At 59.7% G+C, this 476-nt stretch carries 1 pseudogene; it reads right to left on the reverse strand.

From position 1 onward, the window contains the following. Positions 1-476: pseudogene (locus tag KNO92_RS14725) on the reverse strand (glutamine--fructose-6-phosphate transaminase (isomerizing)); the annotation flags it as partial.

The raw sequence follows: 476 nt of genomic DNA on the forward strand, positions 1-476 counted from the left end.
CCGTTCTCGTTCTGGTAGTGCTGGATGATGTTGCGGATGACGGCCGGCTGCTCGTCCATCTCCTTCAACATGTAGTGCGCGTACGTGCCCTTCTCGATGTCTGACGCGTCGATCTCGGCCGTGTACGGTGCACGTTCGAGCACTTCGCCGTCGAGCGTCTTGATCGTCGCCGACTCACGCGTGAGGATGACGATCTCGCCGTCATGGAGCTCGAGGTACTGGTCTGTCACCTGGAGCATCGCCATCGCGTCCGATGCGACGACGTTGAACGTGCCGTCACCGAGTCCGACGAGAAGCGGTGACTTGTTCTTCCCGATATAGAGGCGCTCTTTGTCCTCTGAGTCGATCATCGCGATCGCGTACGAACCGTGAAGGTCCGAGAGCGTCTTGCGGAACGCCGCCTCGACATCACCGAGCTCGACGAAGTGCTTCTCCATGAGCTGGACGATGACTTCCGTGTCCGTCTCCGAGAGGAA

The organism is Exiguobacterium sp. s129, assembly GCF_018617585.1.
Lineage (GTDB): Bacteria > Bacillota > Bacilli > Exiguobacteriales > Exiguobacteriaceae > Exiguobacterium > Exiguobacterium aestuarii_A.